This window comes from Agrobacterium tumefaciens, from assembly GCF_031801495.1.
Taxonomy (GTDB): domain Bacteria; phylum Pseudomonadota; class Alphaproteobacteria; order Rhizobiales; family Rhizobiaceae; genus Agrobacterium; species Agrobacterium tumefaciens_K.
The window spans coordinates 204,054-230,601 of record NZ_JAOEGC010000002.1 but is presented as its reverse complement, the minus strand read 5'-3'; the positions used below and the strand labels follow the sequence as shown (position 1 = coordinate 230,601).

Annotated in this window: 27 protein-coding genes; 22 read left to right on the top strand and 5 right to left on the bottom strand. The window is 58.5% G+C overall.

The genetic code is table 11. The features are described from left to right. Positions 1–19: 19 nt before the first annotated feature. Positions 20–1,000 carry a complex I NDUFA9 subunit family protein gene (locus tag N7578_RS10585; protein WP_311110302.1) on the top strand — a complete coding sequence of 327 codons (981 nt, stop codon included), beginning with the start codon at positions 20–22 and terminating at the stop codon, positions 998–1,000. A gap of 526 nt (positions 1,001–1,526) precedes the next feature. On the opposite strand, the gene N7578_RS10580 is transcribed toward N7578_RS10585, so the two are convergent. After that, positions 1,527–2,333 carry an undecaprenyl-diphosphate phosphatase gene (locus tag N7578_RS10580; RefSeq protein WP_311110301.1) on the bottom strand — a complete coding sequence of 269 codons (807 nt, stop codon included), beginning with the start codon at positions 2,331–2,333 and terminating at the stop codon, positions 1,527–1,529. A 159-nt stretch (positions 2,334–2,492) separates the two neighbouring features. Between N7578_RS10580 and N7578_RS10575 the strand changes: the two genes are divergently transcribed. The 14 genes from N7578_RS10575 to N7578_RS10510 all read left to right on the top strand — a co-directional run bounded on the left by N7578_RS10575 (position 2,493) and on the right by N7578_RS10510 (position 16,765). Next, positions 2,493–3,185, top strand: a complete 693-nt coding sequence (locus N7578_RS10575) for a glutathione S-transferase family protein (protein WP_311110300.1) — start codon at positions 2,493–2,495, stop codon at positions 3,183–3,185. Between the two features lie 82 nt (positions 3,186–3,267). Then, positions 3,268–4,419, top strand: coding sequence for a tRNA epoxyqueuosine(34) reductase QueG (gene queG / locus N7578_RS10570; protein WP_311112470.1), 1,152 nt, complete (start codon positions 3,268–3,270; stop codon positions 4,417–4,419). 3 nt (positions 4,420–4,422) lie between these two features. After that, the gene (locus tag N7578_RS10565; RefSeq protein ID WP_311110299.1) at positions 4,423–5,295 is read left to right on the top strand and encodes an SDR family oxidoreductase; all 873 of its coding nucleotides are present in this window, start codon (positions 4,423–4,425) and stop codon (positions 5,293–5,295) included. 426 nt (positions 5,296–5,721) lie between these two features. Beyond that, complete coding sequence (locus tag N7578_RS10560) at positions 5,722–6,090, top strand: septal ring lytic transglycosylase RlpA family protein (protein ID WP_311110298.1); 369 nt, start codon at positions 5,722–5,724, stop codon at positions 6,088–6,090. Between the two features lie 59 nt (positions 6,091–6,149). Then, a complete protein-coding gene (locus tag N7578_RS10555; RefSeq protein WP_311110297.1) occupies positions 6,150–7,439 on the top strand; it encodes an RsmB/NOP family class I SAM-dependent RNA methyltransferase in 1,290 nt (429 codons plus the stop codon). A gap of 165 nt (positions 7,440–7,604) precedes the next feature. Beyond that, positions 7,605–8,882 carry an imelysin family protein gene (locus tag N7578_RS10550; protein WP_311110296.1) on the top strand — a complete coding sequence of 426 codons (1,278 nt, stop codon included), beginning with the start codon at positions 7,605–7,607 and terminating at the stop codon, positions 8,880–8,882. A 41-nt stretch (positions 8,883–8,923) separates the two neighbouring features. Further along, positions 8,924–10,447, top strand: a complete 1,524-nt coding sequence (locus N7578_RS10545; protein WP_311112469.1) for a di-heme oxidoredictase family protein — start codon at positions 8,924–8,926, stop codon at positions 10,445–10,447. After that, a complete protein-coding gene (locus N7578_RS10540) occupies positions 10,447–11,565 on the top strand; it encodes an imelysin family protein (protein ID WP_311110295.1) in 1,119 nt (372 codons plus the stop codon). Before N7578_RS10545 ends, N7578_RS10540 begins: the two co-directional genes overlap by 1 nt. Before the next feature lie 5 nt (positions 11,566–11,570). After that, positions 11,571–12,662, top strand: a complete 1,092-nt coding sequence (locus tag N7578_RS10535) for a DUF1513 domain-containing protein (RefSeq protein WP_311110294.1) — start codon at positions 11,571–11,573, stop codon at positions 12,660–12,662. 51 nt (positions 12,663–12,713) lie between these two features. Next, entirely contained in the window at positions 12,714–13,166 is a 453-nt protein-coding gene (locus tag N7578_RS10530) for a TspO/MBR family protein (RefSeq protein ID WP_311110293.1), read from the top strand. A gap of 77 nt (positions 13,167–13,243) precedes the next feature. Further along, complete coding sequence (locus N7578_RS10525; protein ID WP_311112468.1) at positions 13,244–13,702, top strand: PaaI family thioesterase; 459 nt, start codon at positions 13,244–13,246, stop codon at positions 13,700–13,702. Further along, a complete protein-coding gene (locus tag N7578_RS10520) occupies positions 13,692–14,330 on the top strand; it encodes a 5'-methylthioadenosine/S-adenosylhomocysteine nucleosidase (protein ID WP_311112467.1) in 639 nt (212 codons plus the stop codon). The genes N7578_RS10525 and N7578_RS10520 overlap by 11 nt, the downstream gene beginning before the upstream one ends. An 83-nt stretch (positions 14,331–14,413) precedes the next feature. Then, positions 14,414–15,991, top strand: a complete 1,578-nt coding sequence (gene guaA, locus N7578_RS10515; RefSeq protein WP_311110292.1) for a glutamine-hydrolyzing GMP synthase — start codon at positions 14,414–14,416, stop codon at positions 15,989–15,991. 105 nt (positions 15,992–16,096) lie between these two features. After that, positions 16,097–16,765, top strand: a complete 669-nt coding sequence (locus tag N7578_RS10510) for a 2'-5' RNA ligase (protein WP_311110291.1) — start codon at positions 16,097–16,099, stop codon at positions 16,763–16,765. 151 nt (positions 16,766–16,916) lie between these two features. On the opposite strand, the gene N7578_RS10505 is transcribed toward N7578_RS10510, so the two are convergent. Next, on the bottom strand, positions 16,917–17,084 hold the full coding sequence (locus N7578_RS10505) for a hypothetical protein (protein WP_311110290.1): 168 nt from the start codon (positions 17,082–17,084) through the stop codon (positions 16,917–16,919). A gap of 197 nt (positions 17,085–17,281) precedes the next feature. On the opposite strand from N7578_RS10505, the gene N7578_RS10500 reads away from it, so the two are divergent. From N7578_RS10500 to N7578_RS10490, 3 genes are all read left to right on the top strand, one after another. After that, on the top strand, positions 17,282–17,629 hold the full coding sequence (locus tag N7578_RS10500) for an ArsC family reductase (protein WP_311110289.1): 348 nt from the start codon (positions 17,282–17,284) through the stop codon (positions 17,627–17,629). Between the two features lie 9 nt (positions 17,630–17,638). Next, complete coding sequence (gene ybaK, locus N7578_RS10495) at positions 17,639–18,115, top strand: Cys-tRNA(Pro) deacylase (protein ID WP_311110288.1); 477 nt, start codon at positions 17,639–17,641, stop codon at positions 18,113–18,115. A gap of 86 nt (positions 18,116–18,201) precedes the next feature. Then, entirely contained in the window at positions 18,202–19,440 is a 1,239-nt protein-coding gene (locus N7578_RS10490) for an aminopeptidase (RefSeq protein ID WP_311110287.1), read from the top strand. On the opposite strand, the gene N7578_RS10485 is transcribed toward N7578_RS10490, so the two are convergent. Beyond that, the gene (locus N7578_RS10485; RefSeq protein WP_311110286.1) at positions 19,415–20,317 is read right to left on the bottom strand and encodes an EamA family transporter; all 903 of its coding nucleotides are present in this window, start codon (positions 20,315–20,317) and stop codon (positions 19,415–19,417) included. The genes N7578_RS10490 and N7578_RS10485 overlap by 26 nt on opposite strands. Before the next feature lie 81 nt (positions 20,318–20,398). On the opposite strand from N7578_RS10485, the gene N7578_RS10480 reads away from it, so the two are divergent. The 3 genes from N7578_RS10480 (at position 20,399) to N7578_RS10470 (ending at position 22,951) form a co-directional block, all read left to right on the top strand. Then, positions 20,399–20,896, top strand: coding sequence for a MarR family transcriptional regulator (locus tag N7578_RS10480; RefSeq protein WP_311112466.1), 498 nt, complete (start codon positions 20,399–20,401; stop codon positions 20,894–20,896). Between the two features lie 127 nt (positions 20,897–21,023). Beyond that, the gene (locus N7578_RS10475) at positions 21,024–21,731 is read left to right on the top strand and encodes a FadR/GntR family transcriptional regulator (protein WP_311110285.1); all 708 of its coding nucleotides are present in this window, start codon (positions 21,024–21,026) and stop codon (positions 21,729–21,731) included. Between the two features lie 17 nt (positions 21,732–21,748). Further along, entirely contained in the window at positions 21,749–22,951 is a 1,203-nt protein-coding gene (locus tag N7578_RS10470) for a mandelate racemase/muconate lactonizing enzyme family protein (protein WP_311110284.1), read from the top strand. 13 nt (positions 22,952–22,964) lie between these two features. On the opposite strand, the gene xseA is transcribed toward N7578_RS10470, so the two are convergent. After that, entirely contained in the window at positions 22,965–24,569 is a 1,605-nt protein-coding gene (xseA, locus tag N7578_RS10465) for an exodeoxyribonuclease VII large subunit (RefSeq protein WP_311110283.1), read from the bottom strand. Positions 24,570–24,759: 190 nt separating this feature from the next. On the opposite strand from xseA, the gene N7578_RS10460 reads away from it, so the two are divergent. Then, entirely contained in the window at positions 24,760–25,002 is a 243-nt protein-coding gene (locus N7578_RS10460) for a hypothetical protein (protein ID WP_311110282.1), read from the top strand. A gap of 389 nt (positions 25,003–25,391) precedes the next feature. Here N7578_RS10460 and N7578_RS10455 read toward each other — a convergent pair whose 3' ends face one another. Continuing rightward, entirely contained in the window at positions 25,392–26,375 is a 984-nt protein-coding gene (locus tag N7578_RS10455; protein WP_311110281.1) for a Gfo/Idh/MocA family oxidoreductase, read from the bottom strand. Between the last annotated feature and the right edge of the window lie 173 nt (positions 26,376–26,548).

Below are 26,548 nucleotides of genomic sequence, written 5' to 3'. Positions count from 1 at the left end.
AGCTTCTGAGGAGCCTCCCATGACCCTGGCCAACCTTCCCCCTCTCGTCACCGTTTTCGGCGGTTCGGGTTTCGTCGGCCGCCATGTGGTGAGAGCGCTTGCGAAACGCGGATATCGCATCCGCGTTGCCGTACGCCGCCCGGACCTTGCAGGCTTCCTGCAGCCGCTTGGCAATGTCGGTCAGATCTCTTTCGCGCAGGCCAACCTTCGCTATCGTGACTCCATCGTCAGCGCTGTGCAGGACGCCGATCATGTCGTCAACTGCGTTGGTATTCTGGTAGAAAGCGGTCGTAACACCTTCGACGCCGTACAGGAATTCGGCGCAAAGGCCATCGCCGAGGCTGCGCGTGACGCCGGTGCGACACTGACGCATATCTCCGCCATCGGCGCTGACGCCAACTCTTCCACCGGCTATGGCCGCACGAAAGGCCGCGCGGAGGCTGCGATCCTCTCCGCTCTGCCGGGCGCCGTCATCCTGCGGCCATCGATCATTTTCGGACCCGAAGACGATTTCTTCAACAAGTTTGCCAAGATGGCACGCTCTCTGCCGTTCCTGCCGCTGATCGGTGGTGGCAAGACGAAGTTCCAGCCGGTCTACGCAGAAGACGTTGCCGAAGCGGTTGCACGCAGCGTCGATGGCAAACTGAAGCCCGGCGCCATCTACGAACTCGGCGGCCAGGATGTCATGACGTTCCGCGACTGTCTCGAGGCGGTTCTGGCAGCGACTTATCGCGAGCGTCCGTTCGTCAATCTGCCGTTTGGCGTCGCTTCGCTGATCGGCAAGATCGCCTCGTTCGTACCGCTCGTCACACCGCCGCTGACGGTGGATCAGGTCACGCTGCTGAAAAAGGACAACGTGGTCTCCGATGAGGCCGAGAAGAACGGTCTGACGCTGGAAGGCATGGGCATCACGCCGGTTCGCGTCGCCTCCGTCCTGCCGAACTACATGGTGCAGTACCGTCAGCACGGACAGTTCTCCAACGCCGGCAAGGCTGCCTGAACCACCACTTCAGGCGCAACCATTTCCCCTCTGGCGCGTTTTGCCCTTCAACTGGGAAGGGTGTTTTGTCATGTTTGGCAAGGCACGGCACGCCGGAGAGGAAAGATGAGAACTGACCGCTACATGACAAGCGTGGCACAAGCGCAACTGTGGAAAATACTTCGCATTAACCCGGTATTCAGCAAGCTGGTTTATTGATATTGGCCACATTCAAAGCATATTCCCGAACCCTCAACTTCACTGCACGCGGCACGCTCCGTGCGAATAAATGTCTGAAAGGCAACAATAAAATGGGCAGATCTATCGCACTCTTTTTTGCGTGTGCGGCTTTGGTGGTTCTGGCGGGTTCTTTCATGGCGCCTGGTACGGTTGCAGCGGGCAAAAGTGGTTGCTCGCCGGCATACGGGGTAGACCCTTGCGCGACGTCCTCGATCAAGACGAACTGATCGATCAGTATTTAAGGTTACAAAAAAGCGCTCCGGACATCCGGGGCGCTTTTTTTTTCGGCCTGTGGTGCCGAAGCGGATCAGCCAAACACCAGCAACGCGACAAGTCCCAGCGAGCCGATGACGATTCGCCACCAGGCGAAGGGCGCGAACCCGCGACGCGAAACGAAATCCAGCAGAGAGCGCACGACGAACAGGCCAGACACGAACGCGGCGATGAAACCGACCGCAATCAATGCGCCATCGTCAAAACTCAAAGCATCGCGGTTCTTGTAGAGATCAAGCACGAAGGCGCCGAGCATCGTCGGCATTGCCAGGAAAAACGAAAACTCCGCAGCAGAGCGCTTGTCCGTACCCATCAACAGAGAGCCGACGATGGTAGCGCCGGAACGCGAGGTGCCGGGAATCATTGCCAAGCACTGAAAGAGCCCGATTCTGAACGCCAGCGACGGCGGATAATCCATGATGTCCGTATATTTCGGCTTGATCGGCATACGATCCACCGCAAGCAGAATAATGCCGCCCACGATCAGCACCACGCAGATAAGCATCGGCGTCTCGAACAGCACCGTCTTGATGAAGTCATGTGCGAGAGCGCCGATGATGGCGGCAGGCAGAAAGGCAAGCAGCACGGCCAGAACGAAACGGCGTGCTTTGCCGTTCGTGGGCAGCGCGATGGCAATCGACACAAGCTTATGAAAATACACCAGAAGAATGGCAAGGATGGCACCCAGCTGGATCAGGACGGCAAAGGTATTTCCGGGCGATCTGAAGCCGAGAAAGTGGCCCGCAAGCAGCACATGCGCCGTCGAGGAAACGGGAATGAACTCTGTCAGACCTTCGATGATACCCAGCAAAAGCGCGCTGATGATCGATTGGTCACCCATGAGATCTCCTTGAATTCCAGGAAGAGATGAGAATTGAAAGGAATTGCGTTAAACTTGTTTTAAAGTGCCCGCGCTTTTATAGCGTCTTGATGAAGCGAAACTGAATCCGTCTTCCGGCGCCTGCCAAACGTCACAACCCAATCACAAATTCGAGTACCAATGCCAACTCTCTATCACTCTCCGATGTCGACCGCATCCCGGTTTGTTCGGCTGATCCTTGCAGAATACGGCTTCCAGACCGATCTCGTGGAGGAACAGCCATGGGAGAGGCGTCGGGAGTTTCTGGCGCTCAATCCCGCAGGAACGCTCCCAGTCTATGTCGATGACAACATGCGTTCGCTGAGCGGACCCTATGTGCTGGCGGAATTTCTTGACGAAACGCATGGCGTCTTGAAGCGCGACAGGCGTCTGCTGGCGGAAGATCCGTTTCAGCGCGCCGAAATTCGCCGCCTGACGGAATGGTTTCTGCAGAAGATGGAAAATGACGTCACTAGGCCGCTGGTGCGGGAACGCGTCTACAAGCTGCAGATGACCGCAGCACAGGGCGGCGGGCCACCGGACTCCAAACTACTGCGCACGGCCCGAAACAATGTCCGCCAGCACATCAAATATCTGGAATGGCTTGCAGGCTCCCGCACCTGGCTTGCCGGTGACCGGCTGAGCTATGCGGATCTCGCAGCCGCGTCCTCCGTGTCCGTTCTCGACTATCTGGGTGAAATCAACTGGCTGGAAGCGCCCATTGCCAAGGAATGGTATCAGCGGGTGAAATCCAGGCCGTCCTTCCGGCAGTTCCTGAGCGAGCGCATTCCGCGGCTTGCGCCATCCTCGCACTACGCCGACCTGGATTTCTAAGGGCCTTTCCGTTTCAGGTCCGGTTGTCGACTGTCAGCCACCCTTTATAATAAAGACAGAACGGCCAGCCGGAGAAACGATCATTGCCATTGCGGACGATAAGCAGCGTATACGCGCGCAAAAGCTGACGGACTTCGTTCGTCAGGAAGCGCTGTCGCTCGGCTTCGATCTTTGCCGCGTCACCACACCGGACAGCATTCCACTTGCGCCGCAACGTTTACGCGCCTTCCTTGAGAGCGGGTACCACGGCACGATGGCGTGGATGGAGGAAACGGAAGCGCGCCGCGCCATGCCGAAAACTCTATGGGGCGACGTCCGCTCCATCGTGATGTTCGGTCTGAATTACGGTCCGGAGGAAGACCCGCGTCCCCTGCTTCAAAAAAGGGATAAAGCGGCGATCTCGGTTTATGCCCGCAACCGCGACTATCACGATGTCATCAAGGGGCGCCTGAAAGAAATCGCCACCCGATTTGCAGCGCGCGCCGGTGAGGACGTCAAGGTGTTCGTGGATACGGCACCCGTGATGGAGAAGCCGCTGGCTGCGGCGGCCGGGCTGGGCTGGCAGGGCAAACACACCAATCTCGTCAGTCGCACGCATGGCTCGTGGCTGTTTCTCGGCAGCATGTTCACCACGGCAGACCTCTGTCCTGACGAAGCCGAAAGGGATCACTGCGGTTCCTGCCGGGCCTGCCTGGACGCCTGCCCGACAGACGCCTTCCCGGCACCCTACCAGCTCGATGCCCGACGCTGCATTTCCTATCTTACCATAGAGCACAAGGGGCCGATCCCGCGCGAATTCCGGACGATGATCGGCAATCGCATCTATGGGTGCGACGACTGTCTCGCGGCCTGTCCGTGGAACAAGTTTGCAGCCAGCGCTTCCGAAATGAAGCTGCAGGCGCGGGAAGACCTGAAAGAACCGTCCATTGCCTTTCTTCTGACGCTGGACGATCCAACCTTCCGCACCTTCTTCAGCGGCTCGCCCGTCAAGCGCATCGGGCGTAACCGTTTCGTACGCAATGTTCTGATTGCCGCTGGCAACTCCGACGAAAGACAGTTCATCCCCCAATGCCAACAGTTGGCCGAAAACGATGCTTCCCCCGAGGTACGCGGCATGGCTGTATGGGCGCTGTCGCGCCTTATGGACAGGCGGGAATTCCACGCTTACGCTGCAACATGCGTGCCGGATGACGACCCGGGCGTCATGAATGAATGGCAGCAGGCAGAGGTGTGAACGATGCGGGTGATGATTTTCGGTGCAGGTTATTCCGGCAAGGCAATTGCGCAGGCACTGAAAGGCAACTCGGAGCGGCTCTGCGGTACTACTCGCAGCGAAGAAAAATTCGCCACCCTCGCCGCTCTCGGAGTGGCACCCTTTCTGTTTGATGGTGATACACTCGGCGACGTGCTGCTTGAGGAAATGCGCAGCACCACGCACCTATTCCAGTCCATAGCCCCGAAGAATGATGACGATCCGTTATTGCGCCTGACCGGCGGCGATCTCCGGCGGTTCTTTCCCGAATTGCAGTGGTCGGCCTATCTTTCGACCGTTGGCGTTTATGGCGACCATGATGGCGCATGGGTTGACGAAGATAGCCCTTGCAGGCCGGTATCCGCCCGCTCCGTGGAGCGGCTCGCTACCGAGAGTGCCTGGTTGGCAACAGCTGAAAAGGCCCATGTTCCACTGGCCATCCTGCGGCTGTCCGGCATCTATGGGCCCGGCCGCAACGCATTCGTCAATTTCGAAAAGGGTATTGCGCGGCGACTGGTTAAAAAAGGACAGGTCTTCAACCGAATCCGCGTCGAGGATATCGGAGCCGCCAGCGCTTTTCTGGTGCAACGGAACGAAGACGGCATCTTCAATGTGACAGACGACGAACCCTCACCACCGCAGGACGTGGTAACCTTGGCAGCATCGCTGATGGGGCGCGAACCACCGCCGGAGCAGAACTTCGAAACGGCAGAACTCACGCCGATGGCGCGTTCCTTCTATGGCGAAAACAAGCGCGTTTCGAACGGTAAACTCAGTGCCCTGGGTTTTGATTTCCGCTTTCCCAATTACCGTATGTCGCTTGATCAGCTCTGGAAAAGCGATGTTTGGAGAGGCTGAAATTGCGACTTTGAAAGCGATGAAAAATCCTTCCAAAGCCACTTTTCAGGATAGATTTCGTCTCATTTATGCCTATTATGATTTTATTAACCAGCTGCGATTCGCTAAAATCCTCACTATTAGAAAAATATTTCACTCACATTTCGTGAACTCGATTCATAAATTCGAGAGCGGCAACGCTATTTCGCTTTATCGTTGATTCCGCGATACTTTTTCCTAATCCTCACCACCCGGTTCCTCACGTCCGTTTTTAGATCTCGATCACAAATGTTACAGACTGTAACAGTTCGTGATTGGAAATCAGCTTTTTTTCGCCATTTTTCCCTCGCCCTACAATCACGCATTCAAACGCGTTCAGGCCACTCAGTGGCTTTCAAGCAAGGGCAAATTCAATCGGCGCGGGGCCGAGTATCAGGGAAGCACAGTTTGTTGAACATCCGTCGTATAACTTTCACCGCTGCAACTATCGCCGTCTGTTCCATCGTGGCGCCTCTCCAGGCGTCTGCGGCAAACGGTTGCGGAGGCGCATCGTGGTATGCGTTGAGCTCCAAGACTGCTTCGGGCGAGCGTATGAACGCCTCTCACCTTACCGCAGCACATCGTTCGCTGCGTTTTGGCACCAAGGTCAAGGTTACCAACGCCCGTAACGGCAAGGCCGTCATCGTGCGCATCAACGACCGTGGACCTTTCATCAAGGGTCGCGTGCTCGATCTTTCCAAGGCCGCAGCCAAGAACATCGGCATGATCAACTCCGGCACGGCCAAGGTCTGCTACGAGATCGTTTCCGCCGATTGAGCTTGCCCTCGCCACCATTCGCGTCTACCAACCGGGCAACCAGCAACAAGAGGTAGACAATGCGTTTAGGCGGACGTTTGGCCGGAGCGATCGAGGTATTGGCGGATATCGAGGGACGTAGACGTCCTGTCGCCGATGCCCTCAAGGATTGGGGCCTTGCACATCGTTTCGCCGGATCCGGCGACCGCGCCGCCATCGGCAACATCGTTTACGATGCGCTGCGGATGAAACTGTCCCACGCATGGCTGATGGACGACGACAGCGCCAACGCGCTGGGCTACGCGGTGATGCTGCGGCAATGGGGAAAATCCCTCGAGCAGCTGATCGCTGAATTCGAGGGCGACAAGTTCGCCCCCGCCCCCTTGTCAGACGAAACCATCAAGGCATTCACCTCACGCTCGATCACAGATGCGCCGCTGTACATCCAGGGCGATATTCCCGAATGGGTGCAGCCCTCCTTCGAGGCCGCCTTCGGTGAACGGTGGCTGGAAGAGGCCAGAGCGCTGAACGAACGCCCGACGCTGGACCTGCGCGCCAACACCCTGAAGGCGACACGCGAAAAGGTTCTGAAGGCTCTGGAAGAGAATGGCGCGGAAGCGACGCACATCGCCCGTCAAGGTGTGCGCATCCCGGCTGGCGAAGGCCCTTCCCGCCTGCCCAATGTCACGGCAGAGCTTTCGTTCCAGAAGGGCTGGTTCGAAGTGCAGGACGAGGGATCGCAGATCGTGGCCGATCTGGCAGGCGCTCAGGAGGGCGAGCAGGTTCTCGACTATTGCGCCGGCGGCGGGGGCAAGACGCTGGCCATGGCTGCCAGCATGAACAACAAGGGCCAGGTGCATGCCTTCGATGCGGATCGCAAACGTCTTGCGCCGATCATCGAACGCCTAAAGCGAGCAGGCACTCGCAATGTGCAAGTCCACGACCGTGCGTCCGGCCTTGTGCCGTTCACTGAAAAGTTCGACCGCGTTCTCGTCGATGCGCCCTGCACCGGCACCGGCACATGGCGTCGTCGTCCGGACACGAAATGGCGGCTTACGCAGCGAAATCTCGAAGAACGTGTCGGCCAGCAGGCGGAAGCGCTGGATCAGGCGAAACTGTTCGTGCGTCCCGGCGGTGAACTGCTTTACGTGACCTGTTCCGTTCTGCCGGAGGAAAACGAACGTCAGGTCCGTCGCTTCTGTGCAGACAATCCCGAATTCTCCATCCGCTCGGCCCTGACGCGCTGGAGCGGCATTTTCGGGGAGAAAGCGGCAAAACCGCATTCTTCCGATAATGAGACGGTGACGCTGACGCCTGCAACCACAGATACGGATGGTTTCTTCTTCTGCGCCATGCGACGCAAGGGATAAGGCCCGTTCACAACCGCCGCGAAATCCCGGATTTGCAGATCGTCAAAATCCGGCAGTTTCGTTGTAAATGTTCTAAACTAGAATATTTGACACAAGTTTGTGATTGGTCCAGAACTCGCTAAACGCAGCGTGATGCAACGTCACGTCTGGCGAAGGAGAGGGATCATGATCCGCAAAACCATTCTTGGCGCGTCTGTCGCGCTTCTGGCCGCATCCGCAGCCTTCACCGCGCTTCCCGCACATGCAGCAACCGACGCCGCCGCCGTTGTCAAACACTACGCTGATGTGGCGCATGCGAAATACGAAGACTCGCTCATCACCGCCAAGGCGCTGGACAAGGCGATCGACGCGCTGATTGCCACCCCGAGCGACGAGACGCTGAAAGCCGCGCGCGCAGCCTGGATCAAGGCGCGTGTCCCTTACCAGCAGTCGGAAGTCTACCGTTTTGGCAACGCGATCGTTGACGAATGGGAAGGCAAGGTGAACGCTTGGCCGCTGGATGAGGGCCTCATCGATTATGTCGACGGCTCTTACGGCACGGAAAGCGACGAGAACGAGCTTTACGTCGCCAACATCATCGCCAACAAGACGATCAAGATCGGCGGCGAAGAGGTCGATGCCGCTAAGATCACGCCGGAACTGATCGAAAGCCTGAGCGAAGCGGGGGATGTGGAAGCCAACGTGACGACCGGTTACCACGCAATCGAGTTCCTGTTGTGGGGGCAGGATCTGAATGGCACCGGACCTGGTGCGGGCAACCGCCCCTACACCGATTACGACAAGGCCAAGTGCACGAATGGCAATTGCGACCGCCGCGCCGACTATCTGAAATCAGCCTCCACGCTGCTGGTCAAGGATCTGCAGGACATGGTGGACGCCTGGGCGCCGGAAGGTGAAGCGACGAAAAATGTCTCAGCCGATCCGAAGGCTGGCCTGACCTCCATCCTGACCGGCATGGGGTCACTTTCCTACGGCGAACTTGCAGGCGAACGCATGAAGCTCGGCCTTCTGCTGCACGATCCGGAAGAGGAGCATGATTGCTTCTCCGACAATACCTACAATTCGCACCTCTACGACGCGGTTGGCATAGCTTCGGCCTATACGGGCGAATATACGCGTGCTGACGGTACGAAGATGACCGGACCTTCGCTGTCTGAACTGGTGGGCGCCAAGGACAAGGCACTGAACGACGAGATGACGGCGAAGCTCAACAAGACGCTCGATGCCATGCATGCGATGGAGAAGCGCGCCCAGACCACCGAGGCTTACGACCAGATGATCGGTGAGGGCAACAAGGAAGGCAACGCCGTTGTTCAGGCCGCAATCGACGGGCTGCTGGACCAGACGAAGACCATAGAACGCGTTATCGCGGCGCTCGATCTCGGCAAGATCGACCTCGAAGGTTCTGAGAGCCTCGACAATCCGAACGCGGTCTTCAAATAAGAAACAATGGGGCCGTGATTTTCCGCGGCCCCATGCCTCTCATGACCTTTGCGCTGCCACCGATCCGCAAACCGATTTTCCTTGCCGCGGCAACGTGCCTTGTGGTGTCGGCCGCGCTTGCCGCGCCGTTGCGCGATGATCTGACGGAAAAGGATCGAAAGCGTGTTCTTGGCGTAACCGCGCCAACCTCGGATTTTTCCAAGGCCGAGCCTTTCGAAGCCATGTCAGGTGGCGCAACGACCAGCAAGGTCGAACCCGGCAGCGGCGCCTTTTCGCATCCTTCGGCCAACATGCCGCTTGAAAAGGTGCAGGAATTCAAGCTCGGCAATGCGCTCTTTCAGAAACTCTGGGTTTCTTCGCCATCCTCGACGCAGGCCTCCGATGGTCTGGGACCGCTCTACAACGCCCGTTCCTGCCAGAGCTGTCATGTCAAAGATGGCAGAGGCCGTCCGCCACTCCAGGGTGAAGACGCCGTTTCCATGTTTCTGAGGCTGGCGCGACCGGCCCGAACCGATGCTGAACGGGCAGAGATTGCCCGGCACGACGTCGTGAACTTTCCCGACGCGACCTATGGCAGACAGTTGCAGAACCTTGCCATCCCCGGTCTTGAAGCCGAGGGCAAACTCGCGGTCGAATACAGCGAAGAGGCCGTGATCCTTGCGGATGGGGAGACGGTGATGCTGCGCAAGCCATTCTACCGCGTGGCAGACCCGAAATATGGCCCGCTTGGCGACGACACCACCCTCTCGGCGCGTATCGCCATGCCGACACTCGGTCTTGGGTTGATTGAGGCGGTCCCCGATGCTGACATCCTTGCCCTTGCCGATCCGGACGACAGGAATGGCGACCGCATTTCGGGAAAACCCGCGTGGGTAAAAGATCATCGGAGCGGCATCGTCAAACTCGGCCGTTTTGGCTGGAAGGCGCAAAACGCCAGTGTTCGCGACCAGAGCTCCAGCGCCTTTTTGCACGATATCGGCATTTCCACGCCGGATGCGACCAATGCCTACGGCGATTGCACACGGGTACAGAAGGACTGTCTCGCCATGCCGACCGGTGTGCAGCCACGCCTCGGCACCTCGGAGGCGCCCGATCCGGTGCTCGATCTCGTAACCTTTTATACCGAAAACCTTGCCGTGCCGCAGCGGCGCAATGTCAGCGATACCAAGGTGCTGCGCGGGAAGGAAATTTTCTACACGACTGGCTGTGCCGCCTGTCACAGGCCGAAATTCGTAACACGCCGCGATGCGACGGATGCGCTGCATTCCTTCCAGCTCATCTGGCCCTACTCCGACTTCCTGCTGCACGATATGGGCGATGGACTGGCTGACGGCCAGCAGGTCGGCGAGGCAAACGGACGGGAATGGCGCACCCAGCCGCTTTGGGGTATCGGTCTGACGCAGGCCGTGAACGGCAACGGCTTTTACCTGCATGACGGACGCGCCCGCAATTTGACCGAAGCGATCCTGTGGCATGGCGGCGAGGCCGAGAAAGCCCGCAACGCCTTTGCCACCTTGCCAAAATCCGACCGGCAGGCTTTGCTTGCCTTTCTGGAGTCACTCTGATGAAAAACGCGATGCGAAAACTCCCCTGTGTTCCCCTGTTGCTGGCGCTTTATGCCACGCCCATAAAAGCGCAGGACGTGGAGCTGATGCCACCCCCGCCGCTTGATCCCGTTCAGGTACGCGGCGTGATGGAGAAGGCGGTGAACGGCTTCATTCGCCCCGGCTATGATCGCTTCCGACAATCGGCTGAGGCATTGGAGGGCAAAATGGAGGCTTTCTGTGCGACCCCTGCCCCGGCAATGGCGGATGCAGCAAAGGCCGCTTTTGTCGACACCGTGCGAAGCTGGTCGACCATAGAGATCGTTCGCATCGGCCCGGTCATCGAACAGAACCGCTTCGAGCGGGTGCTTTATTACCCCGACAAGAAAGGCCTGGGGCTGAAGCAGGTGCAGGGTTATCTTTCAGCCGAGGATGAAAGCGTCGCCACCGCCGACGGACTCAAGGGCAAGAGCGTTGCGGCACAGGGTCTTGGTGCGCTGGAATTCGTGCTTTACGGAACCAATGCCGACGAATTGCTCAAGCCAGCAGGCGCATTCCGTTGCCGATACGGCACCGCAATCGCCGGCAATGTCGCCAATGTTGCCGCAGAACTCTCCGATGCATGGAAAGCGCCGGATGGCGTGGCGAAAAACTGGACGGAGCCGGGGCCAGACAATCCGGTTTTCCGTGATGAACGCGAGGCTCTCGTCGCTTTGCTCGGCATTCTCGTGCATGGGTCCGAGGCGATACGCGATCAGCGCATCGAAACGTTCTACAAGGGCCCGGACAAGGCGACCTTCCCGCGTACGGCAATCTACCGCCGGGCTGGCCTCACCTGGCAAAGCATCTCTGCCAACATCGCCGCTATTCAGAACCTGCTGCATACTGCGGGAATGACCGACCTCCTGCCGCCGGACCAGCGCTCCATCGTCAGCTCCATCGACTTCCTCGCCAAATCGATGATCCGGGTTGCAGGAAACATCGAGCCGGATGTGGAAAAGGCGCTGGATGACAAGGATCAGCGCGCCAAGGTGGATTATCTGCTGCTGAACGGCAAGGACCTGATCTATCGCCTCAACGACCAGTATGGCGGCGCAATCGGCCTCAGTTCCGGCTTCTCCTTCGCGGATGGAGATTGAGCGTGATGCGCGGCAAGGCTGGCATGATGATCGACCGGCGCAGCTTCATCAAGGCGGCTGGACTGCCGTTTCTGGCAACCCTTTCGCCGCGCGCGCTGTTTGCCCTGGAACGAGCGGATGCCATTTTCGCTTCTGCATTTCGGGGGCCTGACGGTGCTTATGGTATCGCGACGGTGAGCGAGGCAGGCCAGATCATTGACCGCGTAACGCTGCCCGCCCGTGCGCATGGCATGGCTGCCAGCCGGGCCACCGGCATGGTGGTGGCCTTTGCGCGCCGGCCCGGCACCTTTTTCATGGCTTTCGACCCGTCCGGACGCCGTGAAGCCGTTGTCATGCACACGCCTGAAAACCGCCACTTCTACGGTCACGGGCAGTTTTCGCCCGATGGTTCTATCCTCTACGCCAGCGAGAACGATTTCGACGGCAATCGCGGTGTGATCGGGCTCTACGATGCGCGCGACAGGTTCCGGCGCATCGGCGAATATGATGCGTATGGCATCGGCACGCACGACATGACAGTGAGCGATGACGGTACGCAGATCGTCATCGCAAACGGCGGTATCGAAACACATCCGGATTTCGGCCGCACGAAGCTCAACATCGACCGCATGGAACCATCGCTGGTGCTGCTGGATGCGGCAACGGGACATCTCATTCAAAAACACACCATGCCGGAAAAGCTGCGTCAGCTTTCCACCCGGCACGTCGACCTTGGCAACGACGGACGCATCTGGTTCGCATGCCAGTATGAAGGGCCACGAAACGATCTGCCGCCGCTGGTGGGCTATTTCTCGAAAGGCGAGGATCTGGCCTTCATCGATCTGCCGGAGAGGACGACGCTTCGTCTGGCCAACTATGTCGGCGCGATCGCCGTCAATCGTCAGAACGGCATCGTCGGGTTAACCTCGCCGAATGGCAATGCGGCCGTGACGCTCGATGCGAAAACCGGTAGCGTCATTTCCGAAAAGACTGTCCGGGAAGCCGCAGGCGTCGCGGCATCGGCGGGAAGCATTGCCGTCTCGTCCTATGACGGCTTTTTCGACGCCACGCGCAGCAATGTCGCCTGGGATCAGCATATCGTCCGCATCTTTCGCTAAAATGCTGAAAAACCACGGGAACCAAAGGCAGCGAAACGCATTTCATGCGTCATGAAAAACCTGTCCGTGTATATCGTTTTCGTGGTTGCGGTTGTCGCCATCGGAGCCCTGATCGGCATCAACAACGTTCCCGGCGATTGGTATCAATCGCTGCAGAAACCGCCGTTCAATCCTCCCAACTGGATTTTCGGCCCTGTGTGGACGACGCTGTACGTGTTGATCGGCATTGCCGGTGCGCGAATGTGGATCCTGAAGCCGATGGGTGCGCGTATGCGGCTCTGGTTTACGCAGATGGTGCTGAACTTCTTCTGGTCACCTGTTTTCTTCGGCATGCAAAGCCCGGGAGCTGCGCTCGTCATCATCATTCCGATGCTGATCTGCATTCTCGCCTTTATTCTCCTCAATTACAGCCGCGATCGCATATCGATGTGGCTTTTCGTGCCTTACGCACTCTGGGTCGCTTTCGCGACCGCTCTCAATTTCAGCATCTTCGTGTTGAACTAAATCGATGTCTCCCCTTGCCTTGCAGGCGACTGCACGCCATGTCTTGCTGAGAACACGGCAGAATGGACAGGCGGGTAATGGGGATCACCGATCCAGGCGATTTTCGTCAGCGGATAGAGAAAAGCTTTGCACGGCAGGGCGTTGTTCAGGCGATAGATGCAACGATAGCCCGCATTGAACATCGTCTCGTGGAGATCGAGCTTCCCTTTCACGAAAAACTGACACAGCAGCATGGCATATTGCATGCGGGGGTCATTGCTGCGGGCCTCGACACGGCCTGCACCTATGCCGCCTATACAATCATCGAGCCCGACGCCTCGTTGCTGACCATCGAGTTCAAGGTCAACCTCATGTCGCCGGGTCGCGGCGAGCGCTTCCTGTTCCGTGGCGAAATCATCAAGCCCGGCAGCAACCTCATCGTTGCCGATGGCCGCGCCTATGCGATTTCGGACGGCCCGGCGAAACTGATCGCATCGATGACGGGAACGATGATGGTGATGAAGGGCCGCGAAGGTTTCAATGAAAATGAGCTATGAAATAACCCATGTGGCAGACAAGCGCCTGTTGTTCGTCATGGCTGCAAATCCGGAATACGGCGCGCATCTGAAAGCCCGCTTCAAACCGTTGATGACCGGCATCGGCCCGGTGGAAGCCGCGGTTTCGCTGACAGCGGCTTTGAGTGACCTCAAAGCGGCGGGCAGCCTGCCGGATCTTGTCGTCTCACTCGGTTCCGCCGGATCGCGGAGCCTCGAGCAGACCGAGATCTATCAGGCAGTCTCCGTCTCCTACCGCGATATGGATGCGTCTGCCTTCGGCTTTGAGAAAGGCTGCACACCGCTTCTGGATCTGCCTGCCGAGATTCCCCTTCCGCTGCGGGTGCCGGGAATAGCGGAGGCGCGGCTCTCAACTGGCGCCAATGTCGTTTCAGGTGCTTCCTACGACCACATCGACGCCGATGTGGTGGAGATGGAGACTTTTGCGATCCTGCGCGCCTGCCAGCATTTCGGAGTTCCGCTGATCGGGTTGCGCGGCATTTCCGATGGCAAGACGGATGTGAACCAAATAAACGACTGGACCGAGTATCTCCACATCATCGACGAGAAGCTGGCCGAGAGCGTGGACCAGCTGTTCGTGGCCATCAAAGAGGGTGCGATCACGCTGTGACGCCTTGCGCAAACGCATATTTTCTGGCTTTTCAGGGCAACTGCCGGGTTGCCTAAAGCCCAGCAATTCTTTAAAGGCTCGCCATGACCCAGACAGCTCATCCCGACAGCATTCTCATCATCGATTTCGGCAGCCAGGTGACGCAGCTCATTGCGCGCCGCGTTCGCGAAGCCGGCGTCTATTGTGAAATTCATCCGTTCCAGAACGCCGCAGAGGCATTCGAGAAGCTTCAGCCCAAGGGCGTAATCTTCTCCGGCGGACCGGCATCGGTCACGGCGGAAGGCTCGCCCCGCGCACCGCAGGCCGTTTTCGACAGCAAGGTTCCGATCCTCGGCATCTGCTACGGCCAGCAGACGCTGGCGACCCAGCTCGGCGGTGTCGTTGAAGGTGGACATGCGGCGGAATTCGGCCGTGCCGACATCGACATCAAAAAGGCGAGCCCGCTGTTCGACGGTTTCTGGGAACAGGGCAAGAGCTATCCGGTCTGGATGAGCCACGGCGACCGCGTCACGCAGCTGCCGGACGGCTTCGAGGTCATCGCGACCTCCGAGAACGCACCGTTCGCGATCGCCGCCGATGAGAGCCGCCACTATTATTCCACCATGTTCCACCCGGAAGTGGTGCACACGCCCGATGGCGGCAAGCTGCTTTCCAACTTCGTTCACAAGATCGTCGGCCTCAAGTCCGACTGGACGATGGCTGCCTACCGCGCCGAGATGATCCGCAAGATCAAGGATCAGGTCGGCAATGAGCGCGTCATCTGCGGCCTCTCCGGCGGCGTCGACAGCTCGGTTGCAGCGATCCTGATCCATGAGGCGATCGGCGACCAGCTGACCTGCATCTATGTGGACCACGGCCTGATGCGTCAGGGAGAAACCGAGCAGGTCGTCGGCATGTTCCGCGATCACTACAATATCCCACTCGTGGCAGTAGACGCATCTGACCTGTTCATCGGGCAGCTGGAAGGCGTCACCGATCCGGAAGTCAAGCGTAAGACCATCGGCCGCCTGTTCATCGAAGTATTCGAAGAAGAAGCCGCAAAGATCGCTGCCGATGGCAAGGGTGCTCCGAGATTCCTGGCGCAGGGTACACTTTACCCGGACGTGATCGAAAGCGTCTCGTTCTCCGGTGGTCCTTCCGTGACCATCAAGAGCCACCACAATGTTGGCGGCCTGCCGGAGCGCATGAACATGCAGCTCGTCGAGCCGTTACGCGAACTCTTCAAGGATGAAGTGCGCGCGCTTGGCCGTGAACTCGGTCTGCCGGACTCGTTCATCGGTCGCCACCCGTTCCCTGGTCCGGGCCTGGCAATCCGTTGCCCCGGCGCGATTACCCGCGAAAAGCTCGACATCCTGCGCAAGGCGGACGCCATCTATCTCGATGAAATCCGCAAGGCAGGTCTTTACGACACCATCTGGCAGGCTTTCGCCGTGCTGCTTCCGGTTCAGACCGTCGGCGTCATGGGCGACTACCGGACCTATGATTTCGTCTGCGCGCTGCGCGCCGTGACATCGGTGGACGGCATGACGGCGGATTTCTATCCCTACGACATGAACTTCCTCGGTCGCGCCGCCACCCGCATCATCAACGAGGTGCGCGGCATCAACCGCGTCGTTTATGACGTCACTTCCAAGCCACCCGGCACCATCGAGTGGGAATAATCACAAGGCGGGGTAATCCCCGCCTTTGTTCTCTTTTTGTTCTTTTTATTTCGCGTATCTAATGTTATCGTGGCGCTCCTGGCATGAAGCCTCGGAGTATCCGTCATGGTTAACAGATCGATCAACGGGAAGGACCCGGCTCAACTCTCTTTTGATTGGGTGCAGACGGCAACCACTGCGCTTTTCAATCAGCGTTTTCAGAGCAAAGCGTTGTTTTTACTGAAACCGCCACAGCCGGTTGGTGAACAGATTTTCGCAGACACCTGTCGCCACGCGGGAGGCAGGACACATCGGGAAGCCTATCCAGCCGATCTGCTCCACATCACGCTCTTCTGCGTTGGATGTTTCCGAACACTTCCGGAAGGTCTGCTCGGCAGGATACAAAAAGCGATGGACGAGATCAGGGCGCGGCCAATTCCTGTCGCCCTCGACAGGAGCGCAATTTTCGGCGATCGCGCCAGCCTCGTTCTGAAAAGCAGCTACGATACCGTGGAAATCGAAGGTCTTTCTAGGATTCTTCAACGCCATCTGCGGAAGAAAAATCTGCCGTTCGTTCAAATCGGACCATCTGTTCCGCACATCACCACCATATACGGATGCGGGAACATCGACACGATGCCGATCACGCAGCCGTACTGCTGGACTGCGGACAATTTCGAACTGGTCTTCAGCCATTATGGGCAAACGCGACACGAAGAACTGGGACGGTGGTCGCTCTCTACACAAGCCGACGATTACGAACGACCTGCGCGGCAGTTAGCCTTTGCACACTGAGGTGCCGATATGCCGATGCGTAACGGATACGCGTCGAGACTCCAAAAAATAAATGACGCCTTCGACAGGCGTCATAGTCCCGGACTGATCGAGCGCTCCCTAAAAAGCGCTCAAAATCCAAGGCGAGGCATTCGCCTCGCCGCTGCGAGCTTTAGAGCTGAACCTTGTCGAAAGCCTTGGCGTCGATGCCAAGAACTTCGAGGTCTGCGCCAGCAGGCTTGCGATGGGCGCGAACGGCAGCGGAAACCGCCATTGCAGCACCGAACACGGCGAAGGTTTCGCCAAAAAACTTACGGGATGTCTTTGCAACGGAACGCATTTTTCTCTCCATCTTTGATGCCCAGATAATGGGTATAAAAGCATTTTCTTACAATGCATGATCCAACAGCTGAGCCATGCATAAATGCGGCAGCTGACGATGAACGCGCCTGCCAAATTTGCAAAAACAAGCAGCATTGCATTGTGCGACCAGTTTGTTATGCCATTCAAAACGGCACTCATACTGACAGGCATCCCATGACCGTCACCATATTTGGCATCAAGAACTGCGACACGATGAAGAAGGCTCGTAACTGGCTTGAGGCCAATGGCGTCGACCATGCCTTCCACGATTACAAGGCGACCGGCATTGATGTGTCGCACCTGAATGCATGGTGTGATGCCGCCGGATGGGAAACCGTGCTGAACCGCGCCGGCACCACCTTCAAGAAACTGGACGAGACGCAGAAAGCGGACCTGACCCGCGACAAAGCCATAGCTCTGATGCTGGAACAGCCATCGATGATCAAGCGCCCCGTGCTGGAGGCCAAAGGCAAGATTACCGTCGGCTTCAAACCGGAAATCTATCAGTCCGTTTTTGCGTGACGCACCGGCATGTCAAAAACGACGCGCGCAACCCAGACGCTTGCCAAGGCTGGCGTGGCCTTCGCAACCGTCACCTATGATTACGATCCCAACGCCGACCGTATCGGCCTTCAGGCGGCGGAAGCCATTGGTGAACCACCGCATCTGGTCCTGAAAACACTGATGGCCGAAGTGGATGGCAAGACGGTTTGCGTCGTCGTGCCGTCTGATCGTGAAGTGAGCATGAAAAAACTGGCCGCAGCCTTCGGCGGCAAATCCGCCAACATGATGAAACCTGCCGATGCGGAGCGCGCCACTGGCTATCATGTCGGCGGCATCAGCCCTTTCGGTCAGAAGAAACTCGTTCCCACTGCGATCGAGGCGCAGTCCACGGGTCATGAATACGTCTACATGAATGGTGGCCAGCGCGGTCTTCAGGTGCGGCTTTCGCCCAAGGATGCACAAGGCGTGCTCAAAGCCGTTGCCGCGCCTCTGGTCGCCGACTGAGCGACAGCGTCTGCTGAAAGCATTTGGCTTTCGCGCCGAATGGGCTATGTTTTGCGCCTCTTCATACAGACATGCGAAGGCAGATCATGACCCTTTCACCCATCGATCCCGTCAAAATGGAAAAACTGGCCGAAGTTGCCGTCAAGGTTGGACTGCAACTGCAAAAGGATCAGGATCTGGTGATTACCGCGCCGCTGGCCGCCTTGCCGCTGGTGCGTCTGTTGACCAAACACGCCTATCTGGCTGGCAGCGGACTTGTCACCACCTTCTATTCGGATGAGGAAACCACGCTTGCACGCTACCGCCATGCAAGTGATGCGAATTTCGACAGGGCGTCCGGCTGGCTCTATGAAGGCATGGCCAAGGCCTATGCCAATGGCGCAGCGCGTCTGGCCATTGCCGGCGACAACCCGATGCTGCTCGCCAATGAAGATCCGGCCAAGGTGGCACGTGCCAACAAGGCCAATTCAACTGCGTACAAGCCGGCGCTGGAGAAGATCTCCAACTTCGATATCAACTGGAACATCATCTCCTATCCCAACCCATCATGGGCAAAGCAGGTGTTTCCTGATCTGCCGGAAGACGAAGCGGTCAGGAAACTGGCCGACGCCATCTTTGCGGCGTCCCGCGTCGATCTCGCCGATCCGGTTGCCGCCTGGGCAGAGCACAATGCCAACCTTGCCAAGCGTTCCAAGTGGCTGAACGGCGAACGTTTCGCATCGCTGCACTTCACCGGACCCGGCACGGATGTCACGATCGGTCTAGCGGATGGTCACGAATGGCATGGCGGCGCTTCCACCGCCAAGAACGGCGTGACCTGCAACCCGAACATTCCAACCGAAGAGGTCTTTACCACGCCGCACGCGTTGCGGGTCGATGGTCATGTTTCCTCCACCAAGCCGCTGTCGCATCAGGGCACGCTGATTGACGACATTCAGGTCAAGTTCGAGGGTGGCCGTATCGTCGAAGCCAAGGCTTCCAAGGGCGAGGCCGTTCTGAACAAGGTTCTGGACACGGATGAGGGCGCGCGGCGCCTCGGCGAAGTGGCGCTGGTGCCGCACTCCTCGCCGATCTCCGCCAGCGGCATTCTCTTCTACAACACGCTGTTTGACGAGAATGCCTCGTGCCACATCGCGCTCGGTCAGTGCTATTCCAAGTGCTTCCTCGATGGTGCATCGCTGACGCCTGAACAGATCAAGGCGCAGGGCGGCAATTCCAGCCTCATCCACATCGACTGGATGATCGGTTCCGACAAGGTGGATATCGACGGTATCAAGCCGGACGGTTCGAAAGTTCCTGTCATGCGCAAGGGCGAGTGGGCGTAACCACTGTCGCGGGCCTGGCTGGCATCTGGCTTCTCTGACTGAGCCAGACGCTGACCAGCACCATGAGGAAACCGGCAAACTGTGCTGGCGCGAGGCCTTGGTCAAGCGCCAGCCAGCCAAGCAGCATCGCCACGAGCGGGCTTAGAAAACCGAGCGATGCCGCAGCAGACGGCTCGATACGGGCAAGCCCGCGAAACCACAGCAGATAGGTCAACGCGGCGCCGATCAGGCCAAGATAGGCCATGCCCGAGATATTGGCAGCAGTCAGCGACGGCAGGGCAGGCTCCATGAGCACCGCGACCGGAACGAGCAGGATTCCACCGGCCGTCAATTGCCAGGCTGTGAAGGTAAGGCTCGAGACCGGCGGCTTCCATTTTCGCGTCAGAACGGTTCCAAAGGCCATGGATACGGCTCCGGCCAGACCTGCGAGAATACCGATCGTATCCAGCTTCGCGTTCGGGGTCAGAACCAGTAGACCGACGCCTGCAATACCCAGCACGCCAGCAAGAACGGCCATCCTCCTGATCGGCGTGTCAAGGCAAATGCGGGAAAGCGCGATGACGATCAACGGCTGCACAGCGCCGACAGTGGCTGCAACGCCACCCGGCAGGCGATAAGCCGAGACAAACAGCATTGCCCAGAAAAACGAGAAGTTCAGCGCGCCGAGGATGAGGCTTCGTCCCCACCACACGCCGTGTGGCAACGTTCTGACGAGCAGCAGCAACAGCAGGCCAGCGGGCAAGGCTCGCAGCATCGCCACATGCAGCGGATATCCGTGCGGCAGAAACTCAGTCGTTACGAAATAGGTGCTTCCCCAGACTGCGGGAGCGACGGCGGTGATGAGAATGTCGGATATGTGCGTCGAATTATTCTTCATTTCAAGATTCTCTATATCAAGATAAAATCAGTATCGCCGATTTTATCTTGACGTCAAGACACCATTCGTTATGCCTTGAGCATGACCGAAGAGCCGCAGGATCACGTCGACCAGATTTTACGCCAATGGCAACAGGAGCGGCCAGACCTCGACGTTGGCCCGATGGGCCTGCTGGGACGGCTGCGTCGGCTGAGCATTCACCTTGGCCGCGAGGTAGAGGCCGTTCTTCTGAAGCATGGGCTCTCCTCCTCCGCCTTCGACGTTCTGGCAACGCTGCGTCGTGCCGGAGCACCCTACCAGCTATCGCCCGGCGATCTGCTGGCGATGACGATGGTCAGCTCCGGCACCATGACGAACCGGATCGACCAGCTTGAGAAAGCCGGCCTTGTGGAGCGCATCCACAACCCACAGGATCGCCGCAGCGTGCTGATATCGCTGACCGACAAGGGGTTCGCCGCAGTTGAAGAAGCGGTGAATGCGCATGTCGAAAACCAGCACCGCCTGATAGCGCCGCTCGATGCAACAGAACGGGCCACTCTCGACATGCTGCTGAAGCGGTTCCTGAGAGAATTCGAGTAACGCCCCCCACACACACCGCCAAAACTCGCAGTCGCACCTGCTCAAATTGCGGCTTTGATGGCTTGTGCTTGCGCGAAAAATCCTATACGCAATTTTCCATAAACCTGTCGTACAGGTTGGAGGAAAAATGTATAACGCTATCCCGCATGATACAGGTCTGGTCAGCAGCGCCATCGGCGCCATCACACGCCACATCCGCGAAAACGAACTGGCGCCTGGCGCAAAACTGCCAAGCGAGCTGTCTCTTTCGCACCAGCTCGGCGTTTCGCGCACCGTTGTCCGTGAAGCCTTCCGCTCGCTGGCCGCGATGCGCCTCATCGATGTCAGCCCCGGCAAGCGGGCAACCGTTGCGACACTCGATCACGGCGCGATGTCACTGATGTTCGAACACGGTATCCATACCGAGCAGATCAATATCCAGCAGATTTACGATGTCCGCCGGACCATCGAAGTCCGGACTGTCACGCTGGCGGCCCTGCGGCGGACGGATGAGGAAGCTCTGGTCATCCTCGGCCACGCCAATGCGATGGAAAGCGACTTCGGCAACAACGACAGGGTGATGGAGCATGACCTTGCCTTTCATCTTGCCATTGCCCGCGCCTCCAAGAACCCGGTCTTCGAACTGATCCTTGGCGCATTCCAGAACGTGACGCGGCAGACCTGGCCTATCGGCTGGAAAAGCCGAACCTCCGATGCACAACGCCATGCGGCGGGACAGCTTCACATCGCCATCGGTCAGGCAATTGCCGCTGGCGACCCACAGACAGCTGCAACACTGATGGCGCGGCATTTCGACGAAAGCGTGCACGCCCTTCTGGCAGCAGGCATCGCATAACACTCCGGGAGAGAGAGATGAAAATCACCAAACTAGAGACCGTCCGCGTGGCGGAACGGGCGAACCTGCTCTGGGTTCTGGTCCACACCGACGAGGGCATCACCGGTCTCGGCGAAACCTTCTACGGTGCGGAAACCGTCGAGGCCTATGTGCATGAATACATCGCGCCGCGTGTGATCGGCCGCGATCCCCTGCAGATCGACCTTCTGGCACAGGATCTCGTCGGTTATCTGGGCTTCCGTTCTTCCGGTGCCGAAGTGCGTGGCAACTCGGCCTTTGATATCGCGTTGTGGGACATTTTCGGCAAGGCAACCAATCAGCCAATCGCCCAGCTTCTGGGCGGCTTCAGCCGCAAGGAAATTCGCACCTATAACACCTGTGCGGGGACCGAATACATCAAGAAGGCAACCGGCCAGCAGACCGGCAACTACGGTCTTTCCGGCGGCAAGGAATATGACGATCTGAACGGCTTCCTGCACAATGCCGACGAACTGGCGCATTCGCTGCTGGAAGAAGGCATCACCGCCATGAAGATCTGGCCTTTCGACGCCGCTGCGGAGAAAACGCGCGGCCAGTACATTTCCATGCCGGACCTGAAGAGCGCGCTGGTGCCTTTCGAGAAAATCCGCAAGGCGGTTGGCGACAAGATGGACATCATGGTGGAGTTCCACTCCATGTGGCAGCTTCTGCCCGCCATGCAGATCGCTAAGGCGCTGGAGCCTTACAACACGTTCTGGCACGAAGACCCGATCAAGATGGACAGCCTGTCCAGCCTCAAGCGCTATGCCGATGCTTCGCCAGCGCCGATCTCAGCCTCGGAAACGCTGGGATCCCGCTGGGCCTTCCGCGATCTTCTGGAAACGGGGGCTGCCGGCGTGATGATGCTGGACATCAGCTGGTGCGGCGGTATTTCCGAGGCACGCAAGATCGCCTCGATGGCGGAAGCCTGGCACCTGCCGGTGGCACCGCATGATTGCACGGGCCCGGTCGTGCTGTGCGCATCCACCCATCTGTCGCTCAATGCGCCGAACGCGCTGGTGCAGGAGAGCGTGCGCGCCTTTTACAAGACCTGGTACCGCGATCTCGTGACCGCCTTGCCGGAAGTGAAGAACGGCATGATTACCGTGCCACCGGGCGCTGGCCTTGGCATGGAGCTGCATCCCGATATCGAGAAGGCATTTACCGTCAGCCGCCGTTTTTCCGACGCGTCATCGATCTGAAAGCTAAAGCAGCCTAGAATAGACTGCCCTGGTTGCCCGATCCCGAAGGAGCCGGTTTCGCCGGCTTCTTTTTGGACGCGACGGGCGCTGCTCCCTCTGGAGACGGCGCAGCCTCGCCGGTCGCGATGGCAGACACATCGCCATCGGCGAATTGGATCGATACGATCGCACCGGATGCAACAGCGGCGGCACGGGTCAGCGGCCGGTTCTCTTCATCACGGATCACCGCATAGCCGCGTTTCAGAACATTCTTGTAAGACAGCGACTGCAGGATGCGCTCATGAGCGGCGAGGCCCGAGCGGTTCTGCGCCATACGATGCACAATGGCGGTATCCGCCCGGCGTGTCGCGGTCGCAATCCGCTCCTTCTGACGCTCCAGTTGTCCAAGCAGTCGGGCGGGCAAGGAACGCAAGGATGAGTCCGACGCAGAAATACGGGCCTGTCCCTGTAACAAGCGACGCTCCACCAGACCCTCGGCACGTTGCATACGCTCCATAACACGCTGACGGTGCTGTCTGAGGCCATTCAACAAAGTTTCCGGCCGCAGACCCGAAGCGTGACGTTCGAACGCACGACGCTTGTTGAGGGTGGTCATTTCCAGCCCCCGACCCAGACCGCTGGCCGCCTCATCGAAACGACGGCGCGGCAAGGCAAGCAGCTGATCGAGCGATGGCAGGGCACGCACAAGTGCACGCACGCCCTGACGGCGGTTGTCCATCTGTCGCGATACGGAACCGGAAAGCCGTGCCGCAAGGCCGGAAAGCTGTGCTTCCAGTTCGGCACGCACCGGCACGGCCATTTCCGCCGCACCTGTCGGTGTCGGCGCGCGAACGTCGGCGGCGTAATCGATCAGCGTCGTATCCGTCTCGTGGCCGACAGCGGAGATCAGCGGGATTTCGCTTTCCGCAGCCGCCCTGACAACGATCTCGTCATTGAAACTCCAAAGATCTTCAAGACTGCCGCCACCACGCGCCACGATCAGCACATCGGGGCGCGGAATATCGCCTCCCGGTTCCAGGGCGTTGAAGCCGCGAATGGCATTCGCCACCTCTTCGCCGGAGCCTTCACCCTGTACCTTGACCGGCCAGACGATGACGTGGACCGGGAAACGATCCGAAATACGATGCAGGATATCGCGAATAACGGCACCCGTCGGCGAGGTAACGACACCGATGACATGCGGCATGAAAGGCAGGCGGCGCTTGCGCGCAGCATCGAACAGGCCTTCGGCGGCCAGCCTGCGCCGACGATCCTCAAGCAGCGCCATCAGCGCACCGGCACCCGCCGGCTCCAGACTTTCGATGACGATCTGATATTTGGAGGAACCGGGGAAGGTCGTGACCTTGCCAGTGGCAATCACCTCCATGCCCTCTTCCGGCCGGAACTTCAGCCGGGAAAAGGTGCCCTTCCAGATAACCGCATCGATACGGGCGCGATCATCCTTCAGTGAGAAATAGGCATGACCGGACGAGTGCGGGCCACGATAACCGGAGATTTCACCGCGCACCCGCACCTGATCGAAAGCCGTTTCGACCGTCCGCTTGATGGAGCCGGACAATTCCGAAACCGAGAACTCGGTGAGATTGCTGAGGGAGGCGTTGCTGAAGATATCGCTCATGCCCGTTTGTAACCAAAACCGGACGATTCGGAAATGCCGCCGGATGCGGTGCGTGTTTTAACGGCGATGAAACCATATTCTCAACCAAAACGTTCACAAAGCAAGGATGGAGGAGAAGACAAGGGTTCTTTAGGGAATGAGGGGCTAGTTATTTCTCATTGAGCCCGACAACCAGAGAGGAGGCGGCACCATGATCTTTCTTATTGCCACAATCCTGGGCGTGGCCGCCGTTGCGTCGCGCTCCGTGTTCAGCATCGTTTTCATCTGCCTGATGCTTGTCGGCACCTATCTTGCCGCGATGGCGACATCCGTAGCAGCCGTACCGGTGATATCACTGCTGCTCGCGCTGGCTGGCTACAATTTCGGCGTTATCAGCGTCATCATCAGCCTGCTTGTTTTACAGCGCCCGCGTATCAGCGAACCGACGCTATAATGCGGTGTGAGGGCTGGCGTTCGTGAAGTCTTCACGTTTCGCACTTACGGAGTGCTGCGGGCTTGCCGTCGACCTCATCATCACCTGCCTGTTGTTTCTTTCCACCACTTATGACCCATTAATGGCGCGCCTGCCGGGTGCGCTTGCAGGTCTTGCGGTCAGTTGCAGCCTCAACAATCAGGTCAGCTTCCCCCCGTCTGGATTAAGCCGCTTTCTGAGAAACGCCATAACGATACTATCCCGCATCGTGGGCGTCGGTCTGTTTACGCTTCTTCTGGTGCGCAACCCGCTGCTACAACCAATCATCCCGCTGGTGTTTTCTGCGGCCGCAGCGTTGGCTCTGGCCCTTATCGGCTACGTAAGGCTCAGCAAAAAAACGGCCTCCGCAGCTAGACGTTCTCCCATCCCTCCTTTTCACCGGCCCTGTAGATGGCGTCGATGAAAAGCTGGTTATTTCTGGAGCTTTCCAGTGGGACGACAGCGCCGTCGCCCCGAACCGCTGCGGCAAAGGCTTCCGCCTCCAGCTTGTACTGACGGCTATCCTGAAAACGGAAGATCTGCGACTGGTTATGGGCCTGATTGGTCAGTTCGATCTCTTCCGCGCCCCAGCGATTGGCGTTGAACGGGGATTTTACCTCGATATAACCCTCCGTCCCGTGGAACACCATGACCTGTCGGGCGGCGAGCTGGGTCGCCAGATAGAAACTCAGTTCGAAACCGCCGAAATCAGCCCTGACGCTCGAATAGATGTCCGTTCCGAATTCCTTGTCTCGTTCCACGCTCGCCTGGACGCGCCGTGGTTCCGCGCCCGTTGCAAACCGTGTGACGATCGTCGGGTAGACCCCGATATCAGGCAGAGCACCACCACCGAGTTCAGGAATATTGCGCATGTTGCCGGGATCGCGATTGAAGTAGCTGAAAGCCCCCTGGACGTGCTTCAACGTCCCGATGGCACCTTGCGCCAGCAGCTCCTTCACCTTCTGCCAGACCGGTGCATAGGTCACCATGAAGGCTTCCGAGATCACGACGCCGTTTCGGTCACGGGCTGCAATGAGGCTGTCTATCTCCGCAGCCTTCAGGGCAATCGGCTTTTCGCAGAGCACGTGCTTGCCTGCATCCGCCGCCTTGATTGTCCATTCAACATGCTGGGAGGTGGGAAGCGGAATATACACGGCATCAATGACGTCAGATGCCAGCATCTCTTCATAGGAGCCCAAAGCATGCGGCACCGAAAAGCGATCAGCAACGCTGCGGGCCTTGGCGAGATCACGGCTGGAGATTGCTGTCACAACGCAGTCCCGCGCGTCCTGTATCGCCGGAATAACGTGATCCTGTGCGATCTTCGCCGTCGAAATTATCCCAAACCGCAGCATTGGCTTCCCCCATTCAAGCTAGCGGTAGACCTTATCATTCCATATGAGGCTGGCAAGGCTGGGCAAAGCAGGCAGTCATGAATGCGTGTCTGAATTTGTCCTATCTTCGGCAGACTCGATGCTTTCGCGCATGTTTTTCATCGAACATTATGCTATTCATCAAGACCATGGAG

Bases quoted from the DNA above. Each gene is read 5' to 3' on its own strand.
- N7578_RS10485 (WP_311110286.1), bottom strand. From the start codon at position 20,317: ATGAAGAATAATTCGACGCACATATCCGACATTCTCATCACCGCCGTC.
- N7578_RS10580 (WP_311110301.1), bottom strand. From the start codon at position 2,333: ATGGGTGACCAATCGATCATCAGCGCGCTTTTGCTGGGTATCATCGAA.
- N7578_RS10545 (WP_311112469.1), top strand. From the start codon at position 8,924: ATGACCTTTGCGCTGCCACCGATCCGCAAACCGATTTTCCTTGCCGCG.
- N7578_RS10460 (WP_311110282.1), top strand. From the start codon at position 24,760: ATGATCTTTCTTATTGCCACAATCCTGGGCGTGGCCGCCGTTGCGTCG.
- N7578_RS10555 (WP_311110297.1), top strand. From the start codon at position 6,150: ATGCGTTTAGGCGGACGTTTGGCCGGAGCGATCGAGGTATTGGCGGAT.
- N7578_RS10525 (WP_311112468.1), top strand. From the start codon at position 13,244: ATGGGGATCACCGATCCAGGCGATTTTCGTCAGCGGATAGAGAAAAGC.
- N7578_RS10550 (WP_311110296.1), top strand. From the start codon at position 7,605: ATGATCCGCAAAACCATTCTTGGCGCGTCTGTCGCGCTTCTGGCCGCA.
- N7578_RS10520 (WP_311112467.1), top strand. From the start codon at position 13,692: ATGAGCTATGAAATAACCCATGTGGCAGACAAGCGCCTGTTGTTCGTC.
- N7578_RS10500 (WP_311110289.1), top strand. From the start codon at position 17,282: ATGACCGTCACCATATTTGGCATCAAGAACTGCGACACGATGAAGAAG.
- guaA (WP_311110292.1), top strand. From the start codon at position 14,414: ATGACCCAGACAGCTCATCCCGACAGCATTCTCATCATCGATTTCGGC.
- N7578_RS10540 (WP_311110295.1), top strand. From the start codon at position 10,447: ATGAAAAACGCGATGCGAAAACTCCCCTGTGTTCCCCTGTTGCTGGCG.
- N7578_RS10530 (WP_311110293.1), top strand. From the start codon at position 12,714: ATGAAAAACCTGTCCGTGTATATCGTTTTCGTGGTTGCGGTTGTCGCC.
- N7578_RS10455 (WP_311110281.1), bottom strand. From the start codon at position 26,375: ATGCTGCGGTTTGGGATAATTTCGACGGCGAAGATCGCACAGGATCAC.
- N7578_RS10510 (WP_311110291.1), top strand. From the start codon at position 16,097: ATGGTTAACAGATCGATCAACGGGAAGGACCCGGCTCAACTCTCTTTT.
- N7578_RS10565 (WP_311110299.1), top strand. From the start codon at position 4,423: ATGCGGGTGATGATTTTCGGTGCAGGTTATTCCGGCAAGGCAATTGCG.
- N7578_RS10490 (WP_311110287.1), top strand. From the start codon at position 18,202: ATGACCCTTTCACCCATCGATCCCGTCAAAATGGAAAAACTGGCCGAA.
- N7578_RS10475 (WP_311110285.1), top strand. From the start codon at position 21,024: ATGTATAACGCTATCCCGCATGATACAGGTCTGGTCAGCAGCGCCATC.
- xseA (WP_311110283.1), bottom strand. From the start codon at position 24,569: ATGAGCGATATCTTCAGCAACGCCTCCCTCAGCAATCTCACCGAGTTC.
- N7578_RS10575 (WP_311110300.1), top strand. From the start codon at position 2,493: ATGCCAACTCTCTATCACTCTCCGATGTCGACCGCATCCCGGTTTGTT.
- N7578_RS10505 (WP_311110290.1), bottom strand. From the start codon at position 17,084: ATGCGTTCCGTTGCAAAGACATCCCGTAAGTTTTTTGGCGAAACCTTC.
- N7578_RS10480 (WP_311112466.1), top strand. From the start codon at position 20,399: ATGACCGAAGAGCCGCAGGATCACGTCGACCAGATTTTACGCCAATGG.
- N7578_RS10535 (WP_311110294.1), top strand. From the start codon at position 11,571: ATGCGCGGCAAGGCTGGCATGATGATCGACCGGCGCAGCTTCATCAAG.
- ybaK (WP_311110288.1), top strand. From the start codon at position 17,639: ATGTCAAAAACGACGCGCGCAACCCAGACGCTTGCCAAGGCTGGCGTG.
- N7578_RS10585 (WP_311110302.1), top strand. From the start codon at position 20: ATGACCCTGGCCAACCTTCCCCCTCTCGTCACCGTTTTCGGCGGTTCG.
- N7578_RS10470 (WP_311110284.1), top strand. From the start codon at position 21,749: ATGAAAATCACCAAACTAGAGACCGTCCGCGTGGCGGAACGGGCGAAC.